The organism is Alkalispirillum mobile (assembly GCF_003664325.1).
GTDB classification, from domain to species: domain Bacteria; phylum Pseudomonadota; class Gammaproteobacteria; order Nitrococcales; family Halorhodospiraceae; genus Alkalilimnicola; species Alkalilimnicola mobilis.
On record NZ_RCDA01000005.1, the window covers coordinates 70,378 to 94,498 of the forward strand.

The 24,121-nt window shown below is 68.4% G+C and carries 23 protein-coding genes; 10 read left to right on the top strand and 13 right to left on the bottom strand.

Translation table 11 applies throughout. From position 1 onward, the window contains the following. Positions 1–78: 78 nt before the first annotated feature. Positions 79–1,134: an NAD(P)-dependent alcohol dehydrogenase gene (locus tag DFR31_RS12575; RefSeq protein ID WP_121443039.1), complete on the top strand. Its 1,056-nt coding sequence runs from the start codon at positions 79–81 to the stop codon at positions 1,132–1,134. Between the two features lie 71 nt (positions 1,135–1,205). Next, positions 1,206–1,511 (top strand): DUF4870 family protein, encoded by a 306-nt coding sequence (locus tag DFR31_RS12580; RefSeq protein WP_245971199.1) that lies wholly within the window; start codon positions 1,206–1,208, stop codon positions 1,509–1,511. A 20-nt stretch (positions 1,512–1,531) separates the two neighbouring features. On the opposite strand, the gene DFR31_RS12585 is transcribed toward DFR31_RS12580, so the two are convergent. From DFR31_RS12585 to DFR31_RS12600, 4 genes are all read right to left on the bottom strand, one after another. Next, positions 1,532–2,263, bottom strand: coding sequence for an amino acid ABC transporter ATP-binding protein (locus DFR31_RS12585; protein ID WP_281273367.1), 732 nt, complete (start codon positions 2,261–2,263; stop codon positions 1,532–1,534). After that, entirely contained in the window at positions 2,260–2,916 is a 657-nt protein-coding gene (locus DFR31_RS12590; RefSeq protein ID WP_121443040.1) for an ABC transporter permease subunit, read from the bottom strand. The genes DFR31_RS12585 and DFR31_RS12590 overlap by 4 nt, the downstream gene beginning before the upstream one ends. 83 nt (positions 2,917–2,999) lie before the next feature. Beyond that, positions 3,000–3,734 (bottom strand): glutamine ABC transporter substrate-binding protein, encoded by a 735-nt coding sequence (locus DFR31_RS12595; protein ID WP_121443041.1) that lies wholly within the window; start codon positions 3,732–3,734, stop codon positions 3,000–3,002. Positions 3,735–3,828: 94 nt separating this feature from the next. Further along, positions 3,829–4,500 (bottom strand): SOS response-associated peptidase, encoded by a 672-nt coding sequence (locus DFR31_RS12600; RefSeq protein WP_121443042.1) that lies wholly within the window; start codon positions 4,498–4,500, stop codon positions 3,829–3,831. Between the two features lie 112 nt (positions 4,501–4,612). On the opposite strand from DFR31_RS12600, the gene DFR31_RS12605 reads away from it, so the two are divergent. The 3 genes from DFR31_RS12605 (at position 4,613) to DFR31_RS12615 (ending at position 7,117) form a co-directional block, all read left to right on the top strand. After that, positions 4,613–5,284 (top strand): SDR family oxidoreductase, encoded by a 672-nt coding sequence (locus DFR31_RS12605; protein WP_121443043.1) that lies wholly within the window; start codon positions 4,613–4,615, stop codon positions 5,282–5,284. 82 nt (positions 5,285–5,366) lie between these two features. Beyond that, on the top strand, positions 5,367–5,912 hold the full coding sequence (locus tag DFR31_RS12610) for a hypothetical protein (protein ID WP_147436981.1): 546 nt from the start codon (positions 5,367–5,369) through the stop codon (positions 5,910–5,912). Positions 5,913–5,914: 2 nt separating this feature from the next. Then, a complete protein-coding gene (locus DFR31_RS12615; protein WP_245971196.1) occupies positions 5,915–7,117 on the top strand; it encodes a GNAT family N-acetyltransferase in 1,203 nt (400 codons plus the stop codon). A gap of 56 nt (positions 7,118–7,173) precedes the next feature. On the opposite strand, the gene DFR31_RS12620 is transcribed toward DFR31_RS12615, so the two are convergent. Further along, positions 7,174–7,848, bottom strand: coding sequence for a transglycosylase SLT domain-containing protein (locus tag DFR31_RS12620; protein WP_121443045.1), 675 nt, complete (start codon positions 7,846–7,848; stop codon positions 7,174–7,176). Between the two features lie 63 nt (positions 7,849–7,911). On the opposite strand from DFR31_RS12620, the gene DFR31_RS12625 reads away from it, so the two are divergent. After that, positions 7,912–8,517, top strand: a complete 606-nt coding sequence (locus DFR31_RS12625) for an IMPACT family protein (protein ID WP_121443046.1) — start codon at positions 7,912–7,914, stop codon at positions 8,515–8,517. Positions 8,518–8,640: 123 nt separating this feature from the next. After that, positions 8,641–9,630, top strand: a complete 990-nt coding sequence (locus tag DFR31_RS12630; protein ID WP_121443047.1) for an alpha/beta fold hydrolase — start codon at positions 8,641–8,643, stop codon at positions 9,628–9,630. A 36-nt stretch (positions 9,631–9,666) separates the two neighbouring features. Here DFR31_RS12630 and DFR31_RS12635 read toward each other — a convergent pair whose 3' ends face one another. Further along, the gene (locus tag DFR31_RS12635) at positions 9,667–10,698 is read right to left on the bottom strand and encodes an ABC transporter ATP-binding protein (RefSeq protein WP_121443048.1); all 1,032 of its coding nucleotides are present in this window, start codon (positions 10,696–10,698) and stop codon (positions 9,667–9,669) included. Continuing rightward, on the bottom strand, positions 10,695–11,660 hold the full coding sequence (locus DFR31_RS12640) for an ABC transporter ATP-binding protein (protein ID WP_121443049.1): 966 nt from the start codon (positions 11,658–11,660) through the stop codon (positions 10,695–10,697). The genes DFR31_RS12635 and DFR31_RS12640 overlap by 4 nt, the downstream gene beginning before the upstream one ends. A 160-nt stretch (positions 11,661–11,820) precedes the next feature. Here DFR31_RS12640 and DFR31_RS12645 point away from each other — a divergent pair, with 160 nt between their 5' ends. Further along, entirely contained in the window at positions 11,821–14,688 is a 2,868-nt protein-coding gene (locus DFR31_RS12645) for an FAD-binding and (Fe-S)-binding domain-containing protein (protein WP_121443050.1), read from the top strand. On the opposite strand, the gene DFR31_RS12650 is transcribed toward DFR31_RS12645, so the two are convergent. From DFR31_RS12650 to DFR31_RS12665, 4 genes are all read right to left on the bottom strand, one after another. Next, positions 14,663–16,000: an ABC transporter permease gene (locus DFR31_RS12650; protein ID WP_121443051.1), complete on the bottom strand. Its 1,338-nt coding sequence runs from the start codon at positions 15,998–16,000 to the stop codon at positions 14,663–14,665. The genes DFR31_RS12645 and DFR31_RS12650 overlap by 26 nt on opposite strands. Continuing rightward, the gene (locus DFR31_RS12655; protein WP_425452576.1) at positions 15,997–17,049 is read right to left on the bottom strand and encodes an ABC transporter permease; all 1,053 of its coding nucleotides are present in this window, start codon (positions 17,047–17,049) and stop codon (positions 15,997–15,999) included. The genes DFR31_RS12650 and DFR31_RS12655 overlap by 4 nt, the downstream gene beginning before the upstream one ends. Before the next feature lie 62 nt (positions 17,050–17,111). Then, on the bottom strand, positions 17,112–19,661 hold the full coding sequence (locus tag DFR31_RS12660) for an ABC transporter substrate-binding protein (RefSeq protein WP_121443053.1): 2,550 nt from the start codon (positions 19,659–19,661) through the stop codon (positions 17,112–17,114). A 150-nt stretch (positions 19,662–19,811) separates the two neighbouring features. Further along, on the bottom strand, positions 19,812–21,032 hold the full coding sequence (locus tag DFR31_RS12665) for a YeeE/YedE family protein (RefSeq protein ID WP_121443054.1): 1,221 nt from the start codon (positions 21,030–21,032) through the stop codon (positions 19,812–19,814). Positions 21,033–21,269: 237 nt separating this feature from the next. Here DFR31_RS12665 and DFR31_RS12670 point away from each other — a divergent pair, with 237 nt between their 5' ends. Next, entirely contained in the window at positions 21,270–21,857 is a 588-nt protein-coding gene (locus DFR31_RS12670; protein ID WP_121443055.1) for a hypothetical protein, read from the top strand. Positions 21,858–21,900: 43 nt separating this feature from the next. Here the strand turns inward: DFR31_RS12670 and DFR31_RS12675 are convergent, their stop codons facing one another. Beyond that, a complete protein-coding gene (locus tag DFR31_RS12675; protein WP_121443056.1) occupies positions 21,901–22,290 on the bottom strand; it encodes a DUF3775 domain-containing protein in 390 nt (129 codons plus the stop codon). 175 nt (positions 22,291–22,465) lie between these two features. Here DFR31_RS12675 and DFR31_RS12680 point away from each other — a divergent pair, with 175 nt between their 5' ends. Then, the gene (locus tag DFR31_RS12680) at positions 22,466–23,425 is read left to right on the top strand and encodes an NAD(P)/FAD-dependent oxidoreductase (protein ID WP_211328310.1); all 960 of its coding nucleotides are present in this window, start codon (positions 22,466–22,468) and stop codon (positions 23,423–23,425) included. A gap of 15 nt (positions 23,426–23,440) precedes the next feature. Here DFR31_RS12680 and DFR31_RS12685 read toward each other — a convergent pair whose 3' ends face one another. Then, the gene (locus DFR31_RS12685; RefSeq protein ID WP_121443058.1) at positions 23,441–24,094 is read right to left on the bottom strand and encodes an MBL fold metallo-hydrolase; all 654 of its coding nucleotides are present in this window, start codon (positions 24,092–24,094) and stop codon (positions 23,441–23,443) included. Positions 24,095–24,121 lie beyond the last annotated feature (27 nt).

The following is a 24,121-nucleotide window of genomic DNA, read 5'->3' on the forward strand; positions in this document are numbered from 1 at the left end:
TTCCCCCGGGAAAGGGGCGTAGATTGGACTTAGTGGCCTCTTGAACGGCCATATACCCAACGGATCGGGGAGGTTGCCATGAGCACCATGAAAGCAGCGGTTTTCGTAGAACCTGGACGGATCGAAATCCAGGAGAAACCCATCCCGGAGATCGGCCCTACCGATGCCCTGCTCCGGGTCACCACCACCACTATCTGCGGCACCGACGTGCACATCCTCAAGGGGGAGTACCCGGTAGAGCCCGGCCGTATCGTCGGCCACGAGCCGGTAGGCGTCATCGAGAAGCTGGGTGAGGCGGTGACCGACTACGAGGTCGGCCAGCGGGTAATCGCCGGCGCCATCACCCCCTGCGGCCAGTGCAATTCCTGCCAGGACGGGGCCTCCAGCCAGTGCGGCGGAAAAGCCATGGGCGGCTGGCAGTTGGGGAATACCATCGACGGTTGCCAGGCGGAGTACGTCCGCATCCCCAACGCCCAGGGCAACCTGACGCCGGTACCCGAGGGCCTGTCCGACGAGCAGGTACTGATGTGCCCGGACATCATGAGCACCGGCTTCGGCGGGGCCGAGAACGGCCATATCCGCATTGGCGACACCGTCGCGGTCTTCGCGCAGGGGCCCATCGGGCTGTGCGCCACCGCCGGTGCCAAGCTGATGGGCGCCACCCGGATCATCGTGGTGGACGGCGTGCCCGAACGCCTGGAGACGGCCAAGAAGCTGGGTGCGGATGTCTGCATCAACTTCCGCGAGGAGAACCCCATCGAGGCCATCATGGCACTTACCGAAGGCCGCGGGGTCGACGTCTCCATCGAGGCGCTGGGGCAGCAGGAGACCTTCGAGGCCTGCCTGCGCATCCTCAAGCCGGGCGGCACCCTGTCCAGCCTGGGCGTCTATTCCGGCAAGCTGTCCATGCCGCTGGACGCCATTGCGGCGGGCCTGGGTGACCACACCATCATCACCACCCTCTGCCCCGGCGGCAAGGAGCGCATGCGCCGGCTGATGGAGGTGGTGGCCTCGGGCCGGATCGACCTCACGGCGATGGTGACCCACCGCTACAAGCTGGCCGACATCGTCGAGGCCTACGACCTCTTCTCCAACCAGCGCGACGGCGTGCTGAAGGTGGCGGTCACCCCGTGACTGAACAGTACCCGAGAACGGAGCAGACCACCGTCACCGGCGGCCAGACCGATTCCGGCAAACAGCTGGTGATGGTGGTCTACATCCTCTACCTGGTCGGCTTCTTCGTGGTGCTGACCGCCATCGCCGGGCTGATCCTCGCCTACATCAAGCGGGGCGAGGCGGACCCGGTGTCGGCCAGCCATTACCAGTACCAGATCCGGACCTTCTGGATCGGGGTGCTCTACTCGCTGGTGGGGATCATCACCTCACCGATCGGGGTGGGCTTCCTGATCATGGTGCTGGCGGTGCTGTGGTTCCTCACCCGCTGCATCAAGGGGCTGGTGGTCAACTCCGAGAGCCGCCCCATCACGGACCCCACCACCTGGCTCTGGTGAGCCGCATCGGCCACGGGGGCTTAGTGGCCCACGTGGCCGATGAACTCGCGGAACCGCTCTGACGGCGGCTGCGCCAGCATCGCCTGGGCGGCGCCGTCGTGCACGATCCGGCCTTCGTCCATGAACAGCAGCCGACTGGCCGCCTGTTCGGCGAAGCGCATCTCGTGGGTGACGATGATCATGGTGGTGCCCTCCTCGGCCAGGCCCTGCATCACCCGCAACACCTCCCCCCGCAGCTCCGGGTCCAGCGCCGAGGTGGGCTCGTCGAACAGCATCACCTTGGGGTTCACGGCCAGCGCGCGGGCAATGGCCACCCGCTGCTGCTGTCCGCCGGAGAGCTCCGCCGGGTAGTGATCCGCACGGTCGCTGAGGCCGACCCGTTCCAGCAGCCGATCGGCAATGGTGCGGGCCTCGCGCCCAGAGAGCCCCCGCACCTTCCGCGGCCCCAGCATAACGTTGTCGCGGGCACTCATGTGTGGAAAGAGGTTGAACTGCTGAAAGACCATGCCGGTCTGCCGGCGCAGGTCGCGGGGGCGCACGCCGCGGGCCCCGAGGCGCTGGCCGTCCACCTCCAGGACCCCGGCGGTGGGTCGTTCCAGCACGCTGAGGCAGCGCAACAGCGTGCTCTTGCCGGAGCCGGACGGCCCCACCAGTACCACCACCTCGCCGGGGTCCACCACCAGGTCTATATCTTCGAGGACCCGGGTCTCACCGAAGGCCTTGCACAGCTTTTCACAGCGGATCAGGCTCACAGGATACGCATCCTCCGCTCAATGGCGCGCATGACCATGGCCAGGGTAAAGGTCATGATCAGGTAGAACACCGCCACCGCCGTCCAGATCTCCAGCGCCCGCCCGGTCTGGGCGGTGAGTTGCTCACCGCGCTGGGCCAGTTCCGCCACGCCGATCACCAGGAAGAGCGCCGAGTCCTTCAGGCTGATGATGAACTGGTTACCCAGCGGCGGGATGGTGCGCCGGAAGGCCAACGGCCCGACAATGTGGAGCAGCACCTGCGGGTAGGACAACCCCAGCGCCAGCCCGGCATCGGTCTGCCCCTTGTCGATGGAGAGCACGGCGCCGCGCACGATCTCGGTGATGTAAGCCCCGGCGTTCATGGCCAGGCAGATGGAGGCCGCGGCAAAACCGGACAGGGTGATATCCAGGGCCATGGGCAGGGCGAAGTAGATGAACATCGCCTGCACCACGATGGGCGTGCCGCGGATCACCGAGACGTAGGCGAAGGCAATCCAGTTGATGACGGGGAAACGGAAGGCGAGGATCAGCCCGCAGAGCGTGCCGATAACCAGCCCGCCGCCGATGCCCAGCAGGGTGATATAGGCGGTGAGTTGCGCCCCTGCCAGCATCTGCGGCATGGCATCGATGACTACATCCCAGCGGAACTCCATCCACCCTCCATGGGTTCAGGACGTCTGACTGACGGGCACCCGGCCGACTCGCGGCGCCCACCCGGACCTCCGCGCAGACGGCTTCAACGCGGGCTCGGTTCCTCCCCGAACCAGCGCTCGTAGAGCTCCGCGTAACGGCCATCCTCCATCATGCGCAACAGCGCGATGTTGAAGTCGTTGCGCAGTTCGCCGTCGCGCGGGAAGGCCATGGCGTAGGACTGGGCCTCCAGGTTTTCGCCCACCGCCTTCACCTCGCCGTCGCCGGCGGTCTCGATGTAGAACATCACGTTGGGGGTGTCGTGCAGGGCGGCATCCACCCGACCGGCGCGCACCTCCATGTAGGCCTGCTCGGCGCGGGAGAACCGGCGCAGTTCGGTGTCGGGCAGATTGGCCGAGGCATAGTCGTCACTGGTGGTGCCGGTGGTCACCGCCAGGTCCTTGCCGGCCAGGTCGTCGATACCCTGCACCTCGTCGTTGTCGCTGCGCACCATCAGCATCAGCCCGCTGTCGTAGTAGGCGTGGGAGAAGTCCATGGTCTCCTCGCGCTCGGAGGTGATGGTGATCGCGGCGATGGCACCGTCCACCCGCCCGGTCTGCAGCGCGGTGATGATGCCGGAGAAGTTCATGGTGTTGTACTCGTACTCCCAGCCGTTCTCCTCGGCGATGGCCTCCCAGAGTTCAATCTCGAACCCGGTCCACTCGCCGTCCTCCTCGAACATGAAGGGCACGAAGCCGGAGGGGATCGCGATGGTGAGCCGGTCGGCGTGTACCGGCCAGGCGAGGAGCAACAAGCAGAGTGCAGTGAGCAGATGTCGCATGACGATCCTCCGCAGATATCGCCCTAGAAGGGCCTCTACCTGAAGCTAGGCGCGCTCTGCCGGACCGTCAATTCAGCGGGCCGGGTTGTGTGAATCACTCCGGGTCCAGGGGCCGCAGCAGGTCCGCGTCATCCTCGCCGGGTCGGTTCACCCGGCTGGAGACCGGGTAGGCGTGCAGCCGGCCCGGGTCCAGGCGCTGCACCGCGCGGCGGATGGCCATCCGGTCGCGCAGCGTCGGGTCCAGCCAGGCCCAGCGGCAGGCCGGGTCCACCACCACCGGCTGGCGGTGGTGGATCGGCGCGAAGGCCGGTGCGGCCGGCTCGGTGAGGATGGCGCAGGTGCCCGGACCACCGTCCGCCCCCGGCGTCCACAACCCGGCGAAGAAGATCACCGGGTCCGGCGCACCGGGCCGCTGGGTCACGAACCACGGCTGCTTTTCACCCCCCTGCGCCTGCCACTCGAACCAGCCATCCGCCGGGATCAGGCAGCGTCGACCGGCGAAGGCCTCGCGGAAATAGGGGCTGGTCGCGGCCCGCTCCGCCCGGGCATTGATCGGGGTGGGGCCATCCTGCACCCCGGCCGGCCGGTACCCCCAGTGCAAGCCGCTCAACTGCAGCCCGGCCTCGCCCGCATTGAGGAAGGCCGGGATATCAGTGCCCGGCGTTATGTTGAAGCGCGGCCCCTCCGGCCAGTCCACCCCCGCAAGCCGGAAGTAGTCCTGCGCAATGCTGGACAGGGGGGCTGACAGCGCGAAACGTCCGCACATGGGCTTTCCTCCCCGGCGAAAACCGTTAACCTGAAATGAGATAGCCTGCGCGTGACCCGCGGGCTGAAACCCGATTTAACCATGCTCCCCGCGACCATGCAGGAGGGACACCATGAGCAAGCTGATTATCGGTGCCAGCCGGGGCATCGGACTGGAACTGGTCCGCCAGCTGACCCAACGCGGTGACGACGTTATCGCCGCGGTGCGCAGCAGCAACGCAGAGCTGGACGCCACCGGCGCGGACATCCACACCGGCGTGGACGTCACCCGGCACGACAGTCTGCATGAGCTGGCCGACAAGCTGGGTAATCAACCGCTGGAGTGGCTGCTGGTAGTGGCCGGTGTCATGAGCAAGCAACGCCTCGGGCAGCTGGACCAGGACGCCGTCGATGGCATCCGCCAGCAGTTCGAGACCAACGCCCTCGGCCCACTGATGGCCGCCGAGGCCCTCTCCCCCTGGCTGGCCCCCGGCGGCAAGCTGGGCATCCTGACCAGCCGGATGGGCTCGCTGGCCGACAACACCTCCGGTAACAGCTACGGCTATCGCATGTCCAAGGCGGCGGTGAACATGGCCGGCGTCTCCCTGGCCCACGACCTGCAAGAGCGGGAAATCGCCGTGGCGCTGCTCCACCCGGGCTGGGTCCGCACGGACATGACCCGCCACGATGGGCTCATCGACCCGGAAGAGTCGGCTGCCGGCATCATCCAGCGCATGGATGCACTGACCCTGGATCAGACCGGACGGTTCTGGCACGCGCCCAAGGGGGAGCCGCTTCCCTGGTAGTCGGCGTACCAACAGGGTGGTCGCGGCATGCCCGGGGCCCATGTTGTGGCGCCACCCAACGGTTTCAGCAGCGGAGAGCACCATGCCGGACAAAGCAATGGATGAGTGGATTAGCCAGGAGCGGGACAAGCTCTCGCAACTGGCCAACCGGGCACTCCTGCGGGCCAACGTCATCGTCGGAGCGGTCATGCTGGCCCTGCTGGCGGCCTTTTACCTGGCCGCCGAGGCCCGGGAGCTACCCTTCACCGTCGTGGTCGCCGTGCTGCTCTTCCTGATGTTGCTCGGCCCCCCGCTGTTCACCCTGGCAGTCAGCGCGGCGCGCCGGCTGCTCTGGCAGCGGGAGGTGGGGCGCCGCATTCGACGGCTTCGCGCCACGGGCTTTCTGACCAGCTACGTGGACGCCTTGCCCGCCGGAGCCTTGCATGCCCTGCCCCCGGCGGCGCGGGAAGAACTGGAAGCGACCCTGGAGCGTGAACGCGAGGGCCGACTACCCGCCGAGGGCGAATACGCGGAGGCGCTGTTCATTGCCCTCGCGCTGGACGAGGCCACGCGCACCCGCATGCCCCGGCGGCATGGCTCGACGCAATCGCGATCCGCAGGGCCATCGAGACCGAAGGGAAGGAACTGACATTGGCGTCAGAAACGGAACGCCGATCCCCGAATGGCGGACCGGGTTGGAAGCTGGGCGTCGTCGATACCGTGGAGGCCATCGATCCGGTCGCCTGGAACGCACTCACCGGTGGCCACCACCCCTTCCTGCGCCACGAGTTTCTCGTTGCGCTTGAACGCCATGGCGCCGTTGGCCCCGACGTGGGCTGGGTTCCGCAATTCATCCTCCTCCGGGACGACAGCGGTCACCTGCGCGGCGCTGTCCCCGCCTGGCTCAAGGGCCACTCGCGCGGCGAGTTCGTCTTCGACTTCGCCTGGGCCGAAGCCCACGAGCGCCACGGCCTCGCCTACTACCCCAAGCTCGTCGTCAGCATCCCTTGGACGCCGGCCACCGGTCCGCGCCTTCTCGTCGCACCCGGCGATGACGCCGGTACTATTCGCGCTGTCCTCGCCGAGGGCGTGCGCGACCTTACCCGCCAGCTGGGACTCTCCAGCGCTCATTGCCTCTTTGCCTGCGAGCCCGATCTCGAGGCTCTGGGTAACGGGCAGTTCCTGCGCCGGCGCGACTTCCATTATTTCTGGCACAACGACCACTATCAGGACTTCGAGGCATTCCTCACGGCACTGACCAGCCGCAAGCGCAAGAAGATCCGCCAAGAGCGGCGCTACGTCCGCGAACAGGGCATCGACGTGCGCATGCAGACCGGCCACGAGCTCTGTAATACCGAACTCGACCTCATCCATGCCCACTACGCGAATGCCTTTCGGCGCAAGACCAACCTGCCGGTGCTCTCCGCCGGCTTCTTCCGCGAGATCGCGCACACCATGGGCGAGCAACTCTTGATTGCTGTCTGTCGCCACGACCGGGAAATCGTTGCGGCCGCCATCATGTTCCGTGGGAGTGACACCCTCTTTGGCCGGTACTGGGGCAGCAGCGGGAACTACCCCGCCCTCCACTTCGAGGCCTGCTATTACCAGGGCATCGACTATTGCATCCGGCACGGCCTGCAGCGCTTCGAGCCTGGCGTTCAGGGCGAGCACAAGATTGCCCGGGGCTTCCTGCCGACCCGCACCACCTCAGCCCACTGGCTGGTGTCACCGGCGTTCCAGCGGGCAGTCGCCGATTACCTCCAGCGCGAGGGCGACCTCATCGATACGCAATTCGAACATCTGCGCGCGGAATCCCCATTCCGAGTGGATCCGACGCCGACTGCAGGGCCATGATGCGCTCGCGCGCCCACCACCGGCTTTTGCCCTGCGGCGGGGTCAGTCGCGGCCAATCAGTCAGGGCACAGGGGGCCAAACTGATAGAACCGCCGGCAGCGAAACTCCGATTCACAACGCTCCAATTGTGACTGATACCGAGTGGCCCGCTGCGCCACATTGCGCGCCACCTGCCGCACCTGCGGGCGATTGTTGTAGCTCCCCCGCTGATACCCCCCCGGCCCCTCGTGATAGGCCAGGTACAGGTGTTCCGCATTATCCAGCGAGATACCCAGCCGCTCATGGCTCCGCCGGTTGTACCAGCCGATGAAGTCGGTGGCGTGTTTCATGTGCGTCCGCCGCGCCATGAGCGCCCCGGCGTCCTCCCGGTACTCTCCCCAGACCGGGTCCTGCGCCTGGGCATAGCCGTAGGCCGAGGAGGGCCGCCGCCAGGGAATGAAACCGAGCAGCCGCTCCCGGGGTGGCCGGACATGGCTGCGGAAGGAGGACTCCTGCTGGATGAAAGCCATCTGGGTGGCGATCGGGGTCCCCCACTCCTCCTGCGAGGCGCGCGCGTAGTCGTACCAGCGCGGCTGCTCGCGAAAAATCTCGCAGATGTTGCTCTGATCCTGGGGCGGCGACGGCGCCAGAGTGGCGCAGCCGCCGAGAACCGCCGTCACCAGCAACAACAGCACCCACCGCCCCCGTGCCCACACCGACTGCCCCGACAGGCCCTTCCCTTTTCCATCCATCTTATGCGTTATCCTTGCCCGGTCCATTCAATGAATAATGCCAACTCTGGTGAGTGCAGGTCCATGTCGGCGAACCCCTACCCCACCCCGGCGGAAACGCTAGAACGTGAGCTGGAGGTCAAGAAAAGCCGCTTCATTGCCCGTGCCGGACAGGTCGAGAGCCGCGAACAGGCCATGGCCTTCATCGAACAGGCCGTGGCCGACTACCCGGACGCCCGCCACCACTGCTGGGCCTACCTGATCGGCGACCCGGAATCCGCCACCACGGCGGCCATGAGCGATGCCGGTGAGCCCTCCGGTACCGCCGGCAAGCCCATCCTCAACGTCATCCAGCACAAGCGGATCGGCGATGTGATCGTGGTGGTCATCCGTTACTTCGGCGGTATCAAGCTGGGTGCCGGCGGGCTGGTCCGCGCCTACGCTGGGGCCACCCAGAACGTCCTGGCGGCGCTGCCGCTGGCTACCCATCAGCCGCGTACCCGCCTGAAGCTTGCGCTGGGCTTCGCGCAAGAGCAGCCCCTGCGGCACTGGGCGTCACAACACGGGGCGGAGGTGGAGCGGGTGGACTATGGCGAAAGGGTGGCCCTGACACTCGACCTACCGGCGGACGCGGTACCGGCCCTGCGCGATTTCACCCGGGCAAAGGGTATAGACATCTCGGACGACTGACAGCGAACCCATGCCGAAGGCGGCAGCCGCGAAGAGACGGACTATTCTTTCTCAGGACAGTGCCCGAGCCCCCCAGGAGCAGGGCCGCCCAAGCCACTCACCATGTCCAGGGAGGGAATCCCCATGAGTTACGACTTCGTGGTCTGCGTCATCAACACCCGGGGCCGCGGTGACAAGAAGGTTTTCGGCCGCGCACCCGGCCCCACGCGTTTTCTGCTCGTCCCCGAGGACGCAGAGGTCCAGCAGCCCCATCACGGCAGGCCGCGCAGCGAGTGGGTCGAGGCCGTGATGGCGGACGGCACCACCGGAAAGGATCCCATGTCCGACAACCCCACCGGTAATGTGCTGGTCTTCATTCACGGCTACAACAACAGCCAGGAGGCCGTCCTCTGGCGCCACCGCATGCTCAAGGAGACCCTGCGCGCGGCGGGCTACCGGGGTACCGTGGTCAGTTTCGACTGGCCCAGCGCCGAGATGCCCCTCCTGTACATGCGGGACCGGCGCTATGCCAAGGCCACCGCTGAGCGGCTCACCGACGACTGCATCAGCCTGTTCTCGACGCGCCAGGCGCGCGGCTGCGACCTGAACGTGCACCTGCTGGGCCACTCCACCGGCGCCTACGTCATCCGCCACGCCTTCACCGATGCCGACGAGGTTACCGAAATCAAGAACCGCCCCTGGAAGGTCAGCCAGATCGCCCTCATCGGGGCCGATGTCTCCAGTTGCTCCCTGGCCGACGACGACCCGCGCTTCGTCTCCGTCTACCGGCACTGCTCCCGGCTCACCAACTACCAAAGCGGCCACGATGGCGTGCTGCGGGTCTCCAATGCCAAGCGCATCGGGCTAAGGGCCCGGGCAGGGCGGGTCGGCCTGCCCGACAATGCCCCACCCAAGGCGGTGAACGTGGACTGCAGCCCCTACTTCGCCGGCATCGACCCGGACAGCCGTATCCCCAAAGAGAACTATTACGGCAACTTCGCGCACTCCTGGCACATCGGCGACCCGCTGTTCGCCCAGGACCTCTGCCACACCCTGCACGGCGAGTTGGACCGCTATTCCATCCCTACCCGGCGCGAGGAGGACGACCGCCTGTACCTGCACGACCCCGGCTGACACCTCCCCCGGGGCTGCCCGGCACAGCCCAACGGGCTAGCGGTGCAGCCAGCAGGCCGAGTAATGCCCCCGCCGGGGCTCAAAATCGTGCGGCTCCTCCACGTCGCAGAGCCCCGCCATGGCCTGCGGGCAGCGCGGATGAAAGCGACACCCTGGCGGCGGGTTGGCCAGGCTGGGGGCCTCGCCGGCGGGCACCGGGCGCTCTTCATCGGCGTTGGCCGGGTCGGGGTCGGCGATGGCGTTGAGCAGGGCCTGGGTATAGGGGTGCTGGGGGTGGTCCAGCAGTTCATCCACCGGCGCCTGTTCCACCACGCGGCCGCCATACATCACGAAGATGCGCTCGGCGAAGTGGCGCACCGTGGAGAGGTCGTGGGTAATGAAGGCCAGGGTGAGGCCGAGTTCGGTCTGCACCTGTCGCAACAGGCGCAGGATCTCCACCCGCACCGAGGCATCCAGCATGGAGACCGGCTCGTCGGCGATCACGAGGGCCGGCCCCAGCACCAGCGCCCGGGCGATCACCACCCGCTGCTGCTGGCCACCACTGAGCTGGTGGGGAAACTTGTGCAGATAGGTTTCCGGAGGCGATAGACGCACCTCGTCGAGCACCGCCCGCACCCGCCGGCGACGCTCACCCCGGTCGCGCACCCCGTGCACGATCAGCGGCTCCTCCAGGATGCGGCCCACGTCCATGAAGGGGGGCAGCGCCCCATAAGGATCCTGCTGCACGTAGCCCACCCGCGCCCGGTAGGCCTTGAGCGCCCGCTTGTCCAACGACTCCAGGTGCTGCCCCTCGAACACCACCTCGCCCCCGGTGGGCCGGTGCAGGCCCAGCAGGGTGCGCGCCAGCGAGCTCTTGCCACAGCCGCTCTCACCCACGAAGGCCACCGCCTCGCCCCGGCGCAGGGCAAAGCTGACGCCATCCACCGCGCGCACGTGGCCGACACGCAGAAACCCCCACTGGCGAAGCTCGAACCAGGTGTGCAGGTCACGGGCCTCCAACAGGGTGTCGCCGGGGGCGGGTGCTGCCCGCTCGGCCGGTTCCTGCGCGGGGATGGCAACTCGACTCATCGGTGGCCTCCATACAGCCAGCACCGTACGTGGTGACGTTCGCCCACCCGCTGCGGTGGCGGATTCTCGGCACAACGTGCAAAGCGGTGGGGGCAGCGATCCGCGTAGCGACACCCTTGAGGGGGCGAGAGCAGGTCCGGTGGCTGACCGGGGATATGCTGCGGCGCCTCGGCCTGGTAAAGCCGGGGCACGCTGGCCATCAGCATCTGGGAATAGGGGTGGGCCGGCTCGGTGAAGAAGCGGCGGGCGTCGGCGTACTCCGCCACTTGGCCGGCGTACATCAGGGCGACCCGGTCGGCCAGCTCACTGGAGGTGGCCACATCGTGGGTGATCAGGATGAAGCTGGTGGCCTGCTCCCGCTTGATGCGCTTGAGCACGTTCATGATGCTCGCCTGGGTCAGCACGTCCAGCGCCGAGGTGGGCTCGTCCAGGATGATGAGATCCGGCTCGGTGATCAGCGCCATGGCCAGCACCGCCCGCTGGCGCATGCCGCCGGAGAGCTCGAAGGGGTACCGGGCCAGAAAGTCGCTGGAGACCCCCACCCGCTGGAAGACCTCGGCGGCCTTGTCCAGGGCCTTCGCCCGCGACCAGCCCCGGTGCACCACCAGTGGCTCGGCCACCTGCTCCCCCACCCGTACCACCGGGTTGAGGGCATTCATGGCCGCCTGCATCACCATGGAGATGCGCAGCCACTGCACCTCCCGCCGGAAACGCTCCACAGGCAGATCCATCACGTCGGTATCGCCCAGCCACACCCGCCCGGTATGACTGTGCACGTTGCGCGGCAGGATGCGCAGCAGCGCCTTGGCCAGGGAACTCTTGCCGCAGCCGCTCTCCCCCAGCACCACCACCGCCTCGCCCCGGCGCAGGTCGAAACTGACCCCGTCCACCGCCTGCACCACGCCGCGCTCGGTGCGATAGGCCAGCCGGAGGTCTTCCACGCGCAGCAGGGTCTCGGTCATGGACGACGACGGTCCTCTATAGGCCAGACAAGTGGATGGGTCGGCGACCAAGGCCAAAGCCCACGGCTCGCCCTACCCGAGTGACCAGACTATACCAGCGGCAGAACAGGCCAAAGCCATCTAGTCTTAACGGACAAATCCGAGAAGAGGGATGGCGCCCATGACGCCCGAGCTGCGCAGCCTGATCGATGCCCTGGAACCGGACCTCCCCGCCAACCGCCTCATCCACGACCCCCTCAAGACCCTGGCCTACGGCACCGACGCCAGCTTCTACCGCCTGATCCCGCAACTGGTGGTGCAGGTGGAGAGCGAGCGCGAGGTCCGGCGGGTACTCGAGGCCTGCCGCGAACAGCGGATGCCGGTGACCTTCCGCGCCGCGGGGACCTCCCTTTCCGGCCAGGCGGTCACCGACTCGGTGCTGATCCGCCTGGGCAGGGGCTGGCGACGCAGCCAGGTGCTGGAGGAGGGGCGCGCCATCCGGCTCGACCCGGGGGTCATCGGCACCTCCGCTAACCAGGTGCTGGCCCCCTACGGCCGCAAGATCGGCCCCGATCCGGCCTCCATCGGCGCCTGCCAGATCGGCGGCATCGCCGCCAACAACGCCTCGGGCATGTGCTGCGGCACCGCCCAGAACAGCTACCGCACCGTGCGCGATCTGCGGCTCATCCTGGCCGACGGCACCCTATTGGACACTGCCGATACGGAGAGCGTGCAGGCCTTCCGGCGGAGCCACGCCGCCCTGCTCGACGCGTTGGAGCGCCTGGCCCGGGAGACGCGGGCCAACCGGGACCTGGCGGACAAGATCCGCCACAAGTACCGGCTGAAGAACACCGTGGGCTACGCCCTGAACAGCCTGGTGGACTTCGAGGACGGCATCGAGATCCTCAAGCACCTGATGATCGGCTCCGAAGGCACGCTGGGTTTCATCAGCTCCATCACCTACGACACCGTACCCGACGAGGCCCTGAAGGCGGCCGCCCTGGTGCTCTTCCCCGACATGGGCGCCGCCTGCCGGGCCACCGCCGCGCTCAAGGGGCTCACCGACACCCCGGTGGCGGCGGTGGAGCTGATGGACCGGGCGGCCCTGCGCTCGGTGGAAGACACCCCCGGTATGGCCGATACCCTGCAGGGCTTGCCCGACGGCGCGGCCGCCCTGCTGGTGGACGTGCGCGCCGAGGACGAGGCCACGCTCACCACCCGCATGGACGCCGCGAGACAGGCCATCGCCGGCGTGGAGACGCTCCGCCCGGTGGACTTCGCCCGGGACGCCGGCACCTACGCCCTGTACTGGAACATCCGAAAGGGGATGTTCCCGGCGGTGGGCGCGGTGCGCGAGACCGGCACCACGGTGGTGATCGAGGATGTGGCCTTCCCCATGGAGCAACTGGAGGCAGGGGTCAGCGAACTGATCGATATGCTCCACCGCCACGGCTACGAGAACGCCATCCTCTTCGGCCACGCCCTGGAGGGCAATCTGCACTTTGTCTTCCCCCAGGGCTTCGAGGCCCCCGGGGAGGTGGAGCGTTACCAGGGAATGATGGACGAGCTGGCACAGCTGGTGGGGGTGCGCTACGGGGGCTCCCTGAAAGGCGAACACGGCACCGGCCGCAACATGGCCCCCTACGTGGAGCTGGAGTGGGGCAGCGAGGCGTACGCCCTGATGTGGGCCATCAAGGGGCTGTTCGACCCGGAGGGGCTGCTAAACCCGGAAGTCATCCTCAGCCGCAACGCCACCATCCACCTGGAGAACCTCAAGCCCCTGCCGGCGGCCGACCCGCTGGTGGACAAGTGCATCGAGTGCGGCTTCTGCGAGCCGGTCTGCCCCTCCCGCGACCTGACCCTCACGCCCCGCCAGCGCATCGTCATCCGCCGCGAACTGGCGCGGCTGGAGGCCAACGGCGAGGACCCGGCGCGCCAGCGCGCGCTCTGGGAGGCCTACGCCTACGACGGCCTGGAGACCTGCGCCGCCACCGGCCTGTGCGCCCTGCCCTGCCCGGTCAACATCAACACCGGCGACCTGGTCCGCGCCCTGCGCCACGAGCGCACTGCCCACCAGGCCGGGCGCGCCCGGTTCGCCGGGAAATACTTCGCCGGGGTCACGGCCACCGCCCGCCTGGCCCTGCGCACCACCGACGGGGTGCGCCGGCTGGTGGGGCCGCACACCCTGGGCCGGATCAGCGCCATCACCCGCCGTGTAAGCGGCAACCGCACCCCACACTGGCTGCCCTCTACCCCCACCGCGGCAACACCGGGGATGCTCAAGCCCTACCAGAACCCGCCGGGCCGCGCGGACGACCGGCCCACCGTGGTCTACCTGCCCTCCTGCGCCACGCGCATGTTCGGCGCCACGCCGCAGGAGCCGGACCGGCGTTCCACCCTGGAGCTGACCCTGGCCGTGCTGGAGAAGGCCGGCTTCCGGGTGATCGTCCCAGCGGGAGTGAATGATCACTGCTGCGGGATGGCCTTCGAGTCCAAGGGCCAGTTCGAGGAGGCCGAGCGTAAGGCCCGGGCCTTGAACGACCTGCTGCTGACCCGTTCCGACCAGGGACGCCACCCGGTGCTCTGCGACACCAGCCCCTGCACCCTGCGCATGCAAGGGACCCTCAGCAACGCCCTGAGCCTCTACGAACCGGTGCGGTTCCTGCGTGATCATGTGCTGCCCCGCCTGGAGGTCGAGCGCAAACGCGAGCCCATCGCCCTGCATGTCACCTGCTCCAGCCAGCACCAGGGCCTGCAGGAGTGCTTCCGCGAGGTGGCCGAGGCCTGCGCCGAGCAGGTGGTGGTGCCCACTGGCATCCAGTGCTGCGGCTTTGCCGGCGACAAGGGCTTCACCACGCCGGAGTTGAACGCCAGCGCGGTGAACGGCCTGCGGGAACAGGTCGCCCACTGCACCGCGGGCTACTCCAATTCACGCACCTGCGAGATCGGCCTGACCGCCCACGGCGGCATCCCCTACCGCTCCATCTTCGCGCTGGTGGACGAGGTGAGCCGCCCGGCGGCGGTCAGAGGTTCCGCAGCCGCGGGTTGAATACCCGGTCCAGGGCGAAGCCGAGCATGGCGAAACCCAGCCCGGTGAGCATGAGCAGGAAGGCGGGCGACAGCACCCAGTAGTAGAAGCCGTTGTAGAGCGCGCTCTGCTCCTGGGCGTCGTTCAGCACCTTGCCCCAGGTGGGCAGCACCGGGTCGCCCAGCCCCAGCACCGCCAGGGAGGCCTCGAGGAAGACGAAGGTGGGGATCAGGGTGACGAAGGTGGGGATGAGCACCGGCAGCACCCGGGGCACCATGTAGCGCAGGATGATGCGGGCGTTGCTGGCCCCGTAGGCCTTGGCCGCCTCGATGTAGGGCGCCTCGCGGATGGGCAGCAGCATGGCCCGGTACATCTTGATGCCGGCACTGAAGATACCCAATGCCACCACCACCCCCAGCATCAACCAGATGCTGGTGGAATAGAGGGTGCCCACCATCACCAGGATGGGCAGCATGGGCAGGATCATGTTCACCTCGGTGAGCCGCTGGATCACCGCGTCCACCCAGCCCCGGTACCAGACCCCCATGGCGGCGATCACCAGGGTGGTGACGGTGGTGCCCACCGCCGCCAGCAACCCGAAGGCCAGCGCTACCGGGGTGCCCCACATCAGCGCCACCATCAGGTCGCGGCGCTGGTGGTCGGTGCCGGCCACGCCGTGCACCCGGCCGTAGACCACCAGGTCGGCGTCGAGGCCCGCGTTCTCGTCGAACAGCACCACGTCCAGCAGCAGGGTATGGGTGCCCTGGAGGACCGCCGGATCGGGGCGATCGGCGGTCTCCGGGTCCAGCATCAGCCCCACGTGGGGGATATGCCCCAGGCGCCGTTCCAGCGCCCAGTCCTGGGAGATGGAGATCCGCTCCTCCCGCGCCATTCGCCGGCCCCCCAGCACCTCCTCGCGGCCGTCCGGCGCCTGCCATATCAGGCGCACGAAGGGGGCCCGGGCCTGCTCCTCCGCGGCCAGGAAGAGGTTGATCTCGCTGGGGAAGGCGCTGCTGTCGTAGTCGAAGCTGAGGGGAATCCGCAGCCGCCGGCCGCCGGGAAAGGGCTGCTCCTCCGGGGTGACATCGGCGCTGGAGATGATCTGGGTTTCCGGCAGATCGCCCCCCCGCAGCCGGTCCGTCCAGACCGGCGAGGCGTTCACCGGGTGCATCCGCCACTGCTCACCGCCCCGCCACAGGTCCAGCGCCTGGCTGTAGGGGATCGCCACCACGGTGTAGACCGCCAGCCCGATCAAAAAGAGGATCAGCCCCGTGCCCAGCACCGCCGAGGGGTAGCGGCGCAGTTGCTTCAGCCCCTCCAACCAACGCCTCATCGCCCCCCCTCGATCCGTACCCGCGGGTCCAGGATCCCGTAGAGGAGATCCAGCAGGAATACGGTGGCCGCCAGCAGGTAGGCGAAGATCACCACGGTGCCGATGATCACCGGCGTATCCCGGTGGCCGATGGCCTGGAAGACCAGCGTCCCAAGGCCCGGCCAGTTGAAGACCTGCTCCAGGATGATCGCCCCGCTCCACAGCCCTATCAGCATCAGCAGGAAGCTGGTGACGATGGGCGAGAGGGTGGGCCGCAGGATGTAGCGGCGCTGGATCAGGTGTTCCGGCAGCCCCTTGGCCCGGGCCATCTCCACGTAGTCCTCGCTGGAGTGGATCAGGAAGAAGGTCCGCCAGGAGTAGATGGAGATGAAGATCTGCGACAGGAACATGGCCACCAGGGGCAGCGCCATGTGCCGCACCACGCTGGCCAGGTACTCCAGCCGGTCCTCCGGCGGTGGCGCGGTCACCATGCCACCGGAGGGCAGCGCCGGCAGCACGAAGGCGAAGATGAGGATAAGAAACATGCCGTAGAACCAGGCGGGCGCCGCCGAACTGGGCGCCAACCCCACCACGCTACGATCGAGCATGCTGCCGTAACGGCGCGACAGGTGCAGCGCCACCCAGACCGAGACCAGGAAGATCAGCAGGTTGGCCGTGCCGAACAGCAACAGCGTGGCCGGCAGCCGCTCGACGATGATGTCGAAGACCTGGCGCGAGCCGGCATCGCTGTGCATCTGCTCCGCCCGGCCCAGGTCCAGCAGCATGGCCCGGTAGAGGTAGTCGAAGCTGCGCAGGATGAAGGGCTGGTCCAGGTTCAACCGCTCCACCTCCAGGTCCACCTGGCGCTCGATCAGCTCGTTGCGCTCCTCGCTGCTCATGTCCTGGAAGGCCGGGTCGGCGCGCACCGCCTCGGAGATCTCGCCGCGGATCTGCACCATGCGCAGCTCGTCCACCTGCCCACCCATGTTGGCGATGAGGATGGTCAGGTAGACCCCCGCCAGCACGGTGAGCAGCAGCGCCAGCAGCCGCTTGCCGGAGAAGATCAGCATGCGCCAGACGTCCCGCCAGCGGCCGCGGGTGCGGGCTGTTGGATCGATACCGGGCAACGCGCTCATGGCGCCCCCTCCAGCAGCGGCGGCAACGCCAGCGGCTCCCCGCCGGGGACGGTGGCAAAGGCGTGGGAGGCAAAGGCCGGCAGGGCCACTCGGTCCGTGGTGACGGCGATCTCCAGGCTATTGGCCCCCTGCCCCAGGAGCCGCAACACCTCCGCGGTCACCGGCACCTGCCAGCGCGCCTCCCCCAGGTACTGCGCCTCGCCCCGGTGGGCCAACCGGTTATCGCCGTCGAAGAGCAGGAACTGCACCTGCTGGATAGCCTCGCGGGGGTAGGGCTCGCCCTCGAAAGTGACGGCCAGCTCGAAGGCCACCGACTCCCCCTGGGCCACCACCACCGGCCCGTCCAGGGTCAACTCGGGGATCTGCGGGTCGGCGAACTGCAGCCACTTGTTGGCCGGATCGGCGAAATCGGTAAAGCGGCGCAGTACCACGCTGCCCTCCACCGGATGCACCCCGTGCAGGTAGAAGGGCCCGTCGCCCACGTAGAAATGGCCCCGCTCTGCGTACCAGTCCGCCAGCGCCTGATAGCGGTCGGCGGCCTCATCGGGGGTCAGGTACTCGCCCAGCACCGGCGCGTAGGGCAGGTGGTTGGTCTGCTGCAGGCGCTCCAGCTGGCGGCGCAGCACCGGCAGGCTGGGGCCGGAGACCAGGTTGAGCCAGTCGACCCGCAGCCGGTCGGCCTTGTTGGAGGAGAAGGCCAGGCTCCCCTCCCGCTCGGCCATGATCCCCAGGGCCAGCATGTGCCAGGGGGTGGTGCCCGGCGCACGGGCCGCGACGATGGCCTCCGCGTCCGGGAAGATCTGGTCGCTGTAGACATCGATGACCAGCGGGTCCTCCGAGACGATGTGCCAGCCGCGGAAGTGGCGGCGGAAGGCCTCGTAGCTGGGGACGTGGGCCACGTCGTAGAGGGGGCTGTCCTCGTCGGCGCGCTCGAAGGTGAGGATCCAGGGCAGCACCACGTCGGCCAGCGAGGCCCGGGTGCCGTCGTGGAAGCGGCGCTGCAGGTAATCGTCCTCGTAGACCAGGCGCACCCGGGTGCGGGCCGTGACGCCGTCCGGCTCCGCCTCGGCGGCGGTGAGGAACCGCTGCTCGGCGCTGTCCCAGTCCACCCAGGCGGCCTCCGGCACGCGGACCGTCTCGACGGTGTCCACCTGCACCCAGTCCAGGGTGCTGTTCACCGGGGTGTCGGCCTCCACGGTGACCTCGGCGCGCGCCAGGCGCTGGGGGTGGTGCAACCCGGTAAACGGGTCGGGCAGCACCGGCGGGTCACTGAGCGCCCGGGTGATCATCCGGTCGAAGATCCAGTTGCTGCCGGCAATGGGGTTCCAGGGCTCGGTGATAATCTCCGGGGTGCCGATGACCACCCGACCACCCAGCCGGCCCTCATAGCCCAGAGTGTAGGGCCAGAGGGCGGAACCGGACGTACCGCCGGCCAGGTCCCCGGCCAGGTTCACGTCCCGCGCCCGGGGCCAGACGTTGAGCTGATCCACCAACCAGACCCGGGCCGAATCCAGCATGGCCAGGTCCAGGGCCTGGCGCATCAGGTCCTGGCGCTCGTCCCAGTTCTGGTAGTCGCGGCGTTGCAGCCGGTCGGATATCTCGTCGAAGGTCGGGTCCGGCTCGTAGGCCTGCCACAGCGGCTCGGCACGCCCCCGGGGCGTGTAGTAGTAGCTGAAGTTCTCCGCCTGATCGCGCTGGATCAGGGTCGAGACCCAGGCCCCGGTATAGATGTGCCAGCGCCCGCCCGCGGGGTCTCCGGCGATCCAGATCCGCGAGGCCTCCTCGGCGGTGCGGTAGAGCCGTTCCACCTGGAAGCCCTCCGCCTCCAGCAGATTGCCCAGGTAGTCGCCGATGCGGCGGCGCTCATCGTCGTTGCGGATGAGCAGGGTAAGCCGGACCGGCTCGCCCTCGTAGTACCACTGATCCTCCCGCCATTCCGCGCCCAGCCGCCCCATCTCGTGGCGGATCACCTCCCGGGCGCGGGCCGGGTCGTGGCCGTAGCGCAGTTCCAGCTCGCGGGCGGTCTCCGCCAGGCGGGCGTAGTCGGGGAAGGCGGTGCTCAGCGGCAGGTACCGGGGCACTGCCAGCCCGCCGTAGATCTCCTCGGCGATGTGGCGGCGGTTGACCAGCCAGTTCAGCGCCTCGCGCATGGCGGGCACGGCGAAGGGGTTCAGCCGGCCATCGCTGAACTCCGGGCCATAGGGGTTCAGGGTCAGCTCCACGGCGGTGCCGTAGGAGAGGTCGTGGGCGGTGGCGGCGGAGTCGCGCAGGCGGTGGAAGAGCGCCGGGCGGGTGATGCCCTGGGCGAAGACCTGGTGGCTACCGCGCTCAATCAGCCCGGTGACCTGCCCCACGTCCCGCTGTTCCGTGAAGACCACCTCGTCCACCAGGGCGCCGGTGCGCGCCTCCAGGGCGGCATCGTCCGCGGGCTGGCCCCGGTCCACGCCGCCCCCCTGCTCCCCGGCCCCACCGGCAAGCCACAGCACCAGTGCCAGCAGCGCCAGCAGCGCTAACAGGGGAAGCAGGCCTCGTCTGAATGGGGGCAAACGCCGTCACCTCCGAATGCAAACCCGGTCAATGGGCCCGCCCGGTAACGACCAAACGGGCGGCCGCTGCCGATGCGGCCACCCGCTCATGTTACAAGAGACTCGGGCGTTGTATAGCCCCAGGGTGGGCGGTGCCGCACCCACCCGGGCTCAGCAGCTCGGCGCCTGGCGCGGCTCCGCCCGCTCGCCGAAGAAGAAGGGCCGCAGCTTGACCCCTGCCATGTTGCCCAGGAAGGCGAACACCAGCCAGACCCAGCCATGCAGGCTGCCCGAGGCGATGCCGCCGAAGTAGGCCCCGATGTTGCAGCCGAAGGCCAGGCGGGCCCCGTAACCCAGCAGCAGGCCACCGATGACCGCCGCCATCAACGGCCGGAACGGGATCCGCAGGCTCGGGGCGAAACGCCCGGCCAGCGCCGCGGCCAGCAGTGCCCCCAGCACGATGCCGAAGTTCATCACGGAGGTGATGTCGGCGAACACGCTGGTCTGCAGGGCGGCGGCATTGGCCTCGCTCTGCCAGTAGGCCCACTGGGTCACGTCGATGTTGATCAGCTCGAAGAACTTGGCCCCCCAGAGGGCAAAGGCGGCGGTCACGCCCCAGGGCCGGCCGGCCAGCACCAGGGTGATGAAGTTCAGCACCGCCAGGGCCACCGCTCCCCAGATCAGCGGCCAGGGCCCGCGCAGGAACCGACGCCAGCCCTGGTTGGCGCTGGTCTTGGGTGCCTCCAGGCTGCCGTGCCGACGCCGCTCCAGCAGCACGGTCAGGCCGTAAATGGTGGCGAACAGCGCGAAACTGAGCGCGATACCGCCAGCCACCCCCAGGCCCTCGACCACGGACACGGCTTCAAACGCCGGCTGTTGAAACCACCAGTCCACGTGGTGCGTGGCGATGACCGACCCGAGGATGAAGCCGATCAGGGTGACCACCATGCGCACGTTGCCGCCCCCGGCGGTGAACAGCGTGCCGGAGGCGCACCCGCCGCCGAGCTGCATACCGATACCGAACAGGAAGGAGCCCACCACCACCGATACACCAATGGGGAAGACAAAGCCGCTCACCTCATTTCCGAAGGCGCTCCCCGTGTGCAGTACCGGGAAAAACAGCACCACCGCCAGGGCCAGCATGACCATCTGCGCCCGCAGGCCCTGCCCGCGCCGCTCCGTGATGAACACTCGCCATGCGCCGGTGAAGCCGAAGGCCGCGTGATAGAGCACAACACCCAGTGCGCCACCCACCAGGAAGAGCGTCGCCTGGGTCAGGTCAATGGCCTGCCCCAGGTAGAGGGTCCCGACCACCAGCAGGGCGAGGGCGAGCCAGCCCGCCGGGTTCATCGGGCCGACCGTTTTCGGGATTGCGGAGGAGACGGCAGACATGTGGGGCTCCAGAAGTGTTGGGATCACGTGCGATCGTTGATGGCCGGCATACTAATCGGAGCGCACCACTCATGTGAAAGGATTCTAATTTTTATATTAATAGCCTCGAAGAATATAAAATGTCACTGACATGACCTTGGACGGCATACTGGCATCGCCCAGACTGGGGAGAGAGCAGCGGAACTGCCTCGACGCCCCGTGATCCAACACCCAGACACCCGATAACAGGATGGCCCGATGGCAAAACGTTTTTCGATCCTCGCCTTAGCGCTCTCGTTGCCACTGCTGGCGTGGCCACTCGCCGGCCACGCCGGGCCGCCGGACCATGCTGGCGGTCCACCCGGACACGCAGGCCAAGGCGCCGGTCCGTCGGGCCCGCCGGGTCAGAGCGGCACCCAGCGGGGTGAGCGTGACGAGCGGCACGGCCGGAGCGAGGAGCGGCGGGAATCCGGCCGGTTCTCCGACCGTGAGCGCGACATCATCCGCGAGTGGCTGGGCGAGCGGCGCGAGGGGGAACAGGCCCGGGGCGATCAGGAACGGCCCCAGACCCCGGGCCGGTCCGGCGGGCAGCGCAGCCTGCCGCCCGGCCTGCAGATGCGGCTGGAGCGAGGCGGCGACCTACCCCCGGGCTGGCAGCGGAAGGTCGAGCGCGGGGAGGTGATCGACAGCGAACTCATCCGCCAGGCGCGGGTCTCGCAGGATCTCCGCCGACGCTTGCCCCGTCAGGCGGAGGACACGCAGATCGTGGAACTGGAGGACCAGGTGGTCCTCGTTGAGGAGACCACCGGCCTGGTACTGGACGTGCTGGACATCCTGTTGGAGTGAGCCTGAATGGCCGGACCGGGGCCGGTCCGGCCAGGCGACAACCTCAGCCGTGGCAGTCGTACCCCAGGGCCTCCAGCCCCTCCTCCATGTAGTCGGGGGCCAGCGGCGTGGACAGCAGATACTCGCCAGTGCGCGGCGTCCACCCCTGCTGGGCGGCGGCCCGGGCACCGGACCAGTCGTCCGCCTCGAAATCGCCGCGCCCCAGCCACATGAGCGCCACCAGTTCCATCTGCTGGTCCGGCTCCAGGTCGGCCACGGTCTCCACGCACTCCTGGTAGGTCATGTCATCGGCGTGGCCGGCCAGCACCTGCATGGCCCAGTCCTCGCTGTAGCTGGCAGGCCCATCGTCGGGGATAACCACATCCTCTTGGGCCTGGAACTCCCGGATCTTCTGGACGAGTTCGCAGACCAGATCGGGGTTGACGTTCAGCATGGCGCCCTCCTCGGCGGCCCTCGGCCTGCCCTGTTGTCCAAGCGGTAATACCAGCCTACCGCAGCACACGCCCCTTGCAAGCAGGTTACACTGGGCGTTTGGTGGGCGCGTGCTGGCATCCGGCGCGATCTCAAAACCGGCGGGCGAGGGTACAGGGTTGCAAGAGGATATTTTGGTGATCGGCGCAGGCATTGCCGGTCTGGCCTGCGCGCAGGCGCTGAAAGCGGGCGGCATGAACCCCCTCGTCGTGGACAAGGCGCGGGGCCCGGGCGGCAGGATGACCACCCGCCGGCGCGACGGCTGGCAGGCCGACCTGGGAGCGCAGTACTTCACCGCCCGCGAGCCCGCCTTCCGGGCACAGGTGGCGGCGTGGGCACACGCCGGGCACTGCGACCGCTGGCCCGACCAGCCGGTCTATCTCGAAGGGCGTCGCGGCACGCCGGTGGCCGACGGCCAGGAACGCTGGGTGGGCCGGCCGCGGATGAGCGCCATCACCCGCGCCCTGAGCGCAGAACTGCCCCTGCGCACCGAGCGCCGGGTCACCGGGCTGGTCCCGACCGACCGGGGTTGGGTGGCGGAGTTTGCCGACGGCGACCGGTCAGGCGACATGCCCCGCGTGGTCGTCGCGGTCCCCGCCCCACAGGCGGCCGCGCTGTTGCCAGAAGGCGCGAACACGCTGCACGCGGCCCTGGAGCCGGTCCGGATGACACCCTGCTGGACGGTGATCGCGCACTTCCCGCAGCCCCTGGCGTTGGGATACCACGCCGCCTTCGTCCGGGACGATGGCCCACTGCGCTGGATTGCCCGGGACAGTGACAAACCGGGCCGGCCGCCGGGAGAGACCTGGGTGCTGCATGCCTGGGCGGACTGGAGTCAGGACCACCTGGAGCTGCCCGGGGAACGGGTCGCCTGGACACTGCTCGATGCATTCGCGCAGGTCACCGGGGCAGCACACCGCCCTGCCGGGTACCAGGCACACCGCTGGCGCTACGCCGCCAGCGCACGGCCGCTGGACGCTGGTTACCTGCTGGACCGCGAGGCGGGCCTGGGGCTTTGCGGCGACTGGTGCGCCGGAGACCGGGTGGAGGGCGCCTGGCTCAGCGGGCACCGTCTGGGCCAGGCCATCACGGGATAGGCCGCCCGCCGCCGATCAGGCGACGGCGGCATCTCCCACGAAGGGGTTGGTCCGGCGCTCTTCGCCAAAGGTGCTGGCAGGGCCGTGCCCCGGCACGAAGGTCACGTCGTCCCCCAGCGGGAAGAGCTTCTCGCGGATGGAACGGACGAGGGTGTCGTGATCCCCGCCCGGGAAGTCCGAACGGCCGATGGCACCCTGGAACAGCAGGTCGCCGGTGAGCGCGTAGCGGCTCTCCGGGTCGAAGAAGGCAACATGGCCCGGAGTATGCCCCGGCACCAGCACCACCTGCAGGCGCACATCCCCCACGTCGATCGATTCACCGTCTTCCACCCAGCGGTCGGGCTCGAACCCCGGTGCCGGCGGGTAGCCGAACAGCTTGGCCTGCTTGTCCAGTTGCGCCAGGACCGGGCGGTCGTCCTCGTGGGGCCCGATCACCGGCACCTGCAGCCGATCCGACATCTCCTTCACGCCGGCCACGTGATCAATGTGACCGTGGGTGACCAGGATGGACTCCACGGTCAGGCCCAGGTCATCCACCTCGGCCAACACCTTGTCCACGTCGCTGCCGGAACCACCCGGGTCCACCACCGCGGCACGCTGCGTCCGCTCACAGGCCACCACCACGCAGTTTTCCTGATAGGACGCCACCGGAATTACATAGAGTTTCATGAGACCGCCCCGTTTCTCGGCTCTTTC

Bases quoted from the DNA above. Each gene is read 5' to 3' on its own strand.
- DFR31_RS12575 (WP_121443039.1), top strand. From the start codon at position 79: ATGAGCACCATGAAAGCAGCGGTTTTCGTAGAACCTGGACGGATCGAA.
- DFR31_RS12580 (WP_245971199.1), top strand. From the start codon at position 1,206: ATGGTGGTCTACATCCTCTACCTGGTCGGCTTCTTCGTGGTGCTGACC.
- DFR31_RS12590 (WP_121443040.1), bottom strand. From the start codon at position 2,916: ATGGAGTTCCGCTGGGATGTAGTCATCGATGCCATGCCGCAGATGCTG.
- DFR31_RS12595 (WP_121443041.1), bottom strand. From the start codon at position 3,734: ATGCGACATCTGCTCACTGCACTCTGCTTGTTGCTCCTCGCCTGGCCG.
- DFR31_RS12600 (WP_121443042.1), bottom strand. From the start codon at position 4,500: ATGTGCGGACGTTTCGCGCTGTCAGCCCCCCTGTCCAGCATTGCGCAG.
- DFR31_RS12605 (WP_121443043.1), top strand. From the start codon at position 4,613: ATGAGCAAGCTGATTATCGGTGCCAGCCGGGGCATCGGACTGGAACTG.
- DFR31_RS12610 (WP_147436981.1), top strand. From the start codon at position 5,367: ATGCCGGACAAAGCAATGGATGAGTGGATTAGCCAGGAGCGGGACAAG.
- DFR31_RS12620 (WP_121443045.1), bottom strand. From the start codon at position 7,848: ATGGATGGAAAAGGGAAGGGCCTGTCGGGGCAGTCGGTGTGGGCACGG.
- DFR31_RS12625 (WP_121443046.1), top strand. From the start codon at position 7,912: ATGTCGGCGAACCCCTACCCCACCCCGGCGGAAACGCTAGAACGTGAG.
- DFR31_RS12630 (WP_121443047.1), top strand. From the start codon at position 8,641: ATGAGTTACGACTTCGTGGTCTGCGTCATCAACACCCGGGGCCGCGGT.
- DFR31_RS12635 (WP_121443048.1), bottom strand. From the start codon at position 10,698: ATGAGTCGAGTTGCCATCCCCGCGCAGGAACCGGCCGAGCGGGCAGCA.
- DFR31_RS12640 (WP_121443049.1), bottom strand. From the start codon at position 11,660: ATGACCGAGACCCTGCTGCGCGTGGAAGACCTCCGGCTGGCCTATCGC.
- DFR31_RS12645 (WP_121443050.1), top strand. From the start codon at position 11,821: ATGACGCCCGAGCTGCGCAGCCTGATCGATGCCCTGGAACCGGACCTC.
- DFR31_RS12650 (WP_121443051.1), bottom strand. From the start codon at position 16,000: ATGAGGCGTTGGTTGGAGGGGCTGAAGCAACTGCGCCGCTACCCCTCG.
- DFR31_RS12655 (WP_425452576.1), bottom strand. From the start codon at position 17,049: ATGCTGATCTTCTCCGGCAAGCGGCTGCTGGCGCTGCTGCTCACCGTG.
- DFR31_RS12665 (WP_121443054.1), bottom strand. From the start codon at position 21,032: ATGTCTGCCGTCTCCTCCGCAATCCCGAAAACGGTCGGCCCGATGAAC.
- DFR31_RS12670 (WP_121443055.1), top strand. From the start codon at position 21,270: ATGGCAAAACGTTTTTCGATCCTCGCCTTAGCGCTCTCGTTGCCACTG.
- DFR31_RS12675 (WP_121443056.1), bottom strand. From the start codon at position 22,290: ATGCTGAACGTCAACCCCGATCTGGTCTGCGAACTCGTCCAGAAGATC.
- DFR31_RS12685 (WP_121443058.1), bottom strand. From the start codon at position 24,094: ATGAAACTCTATGTAATTCCGGTGGCGTCCTATCAGGAAAACTGCGTG.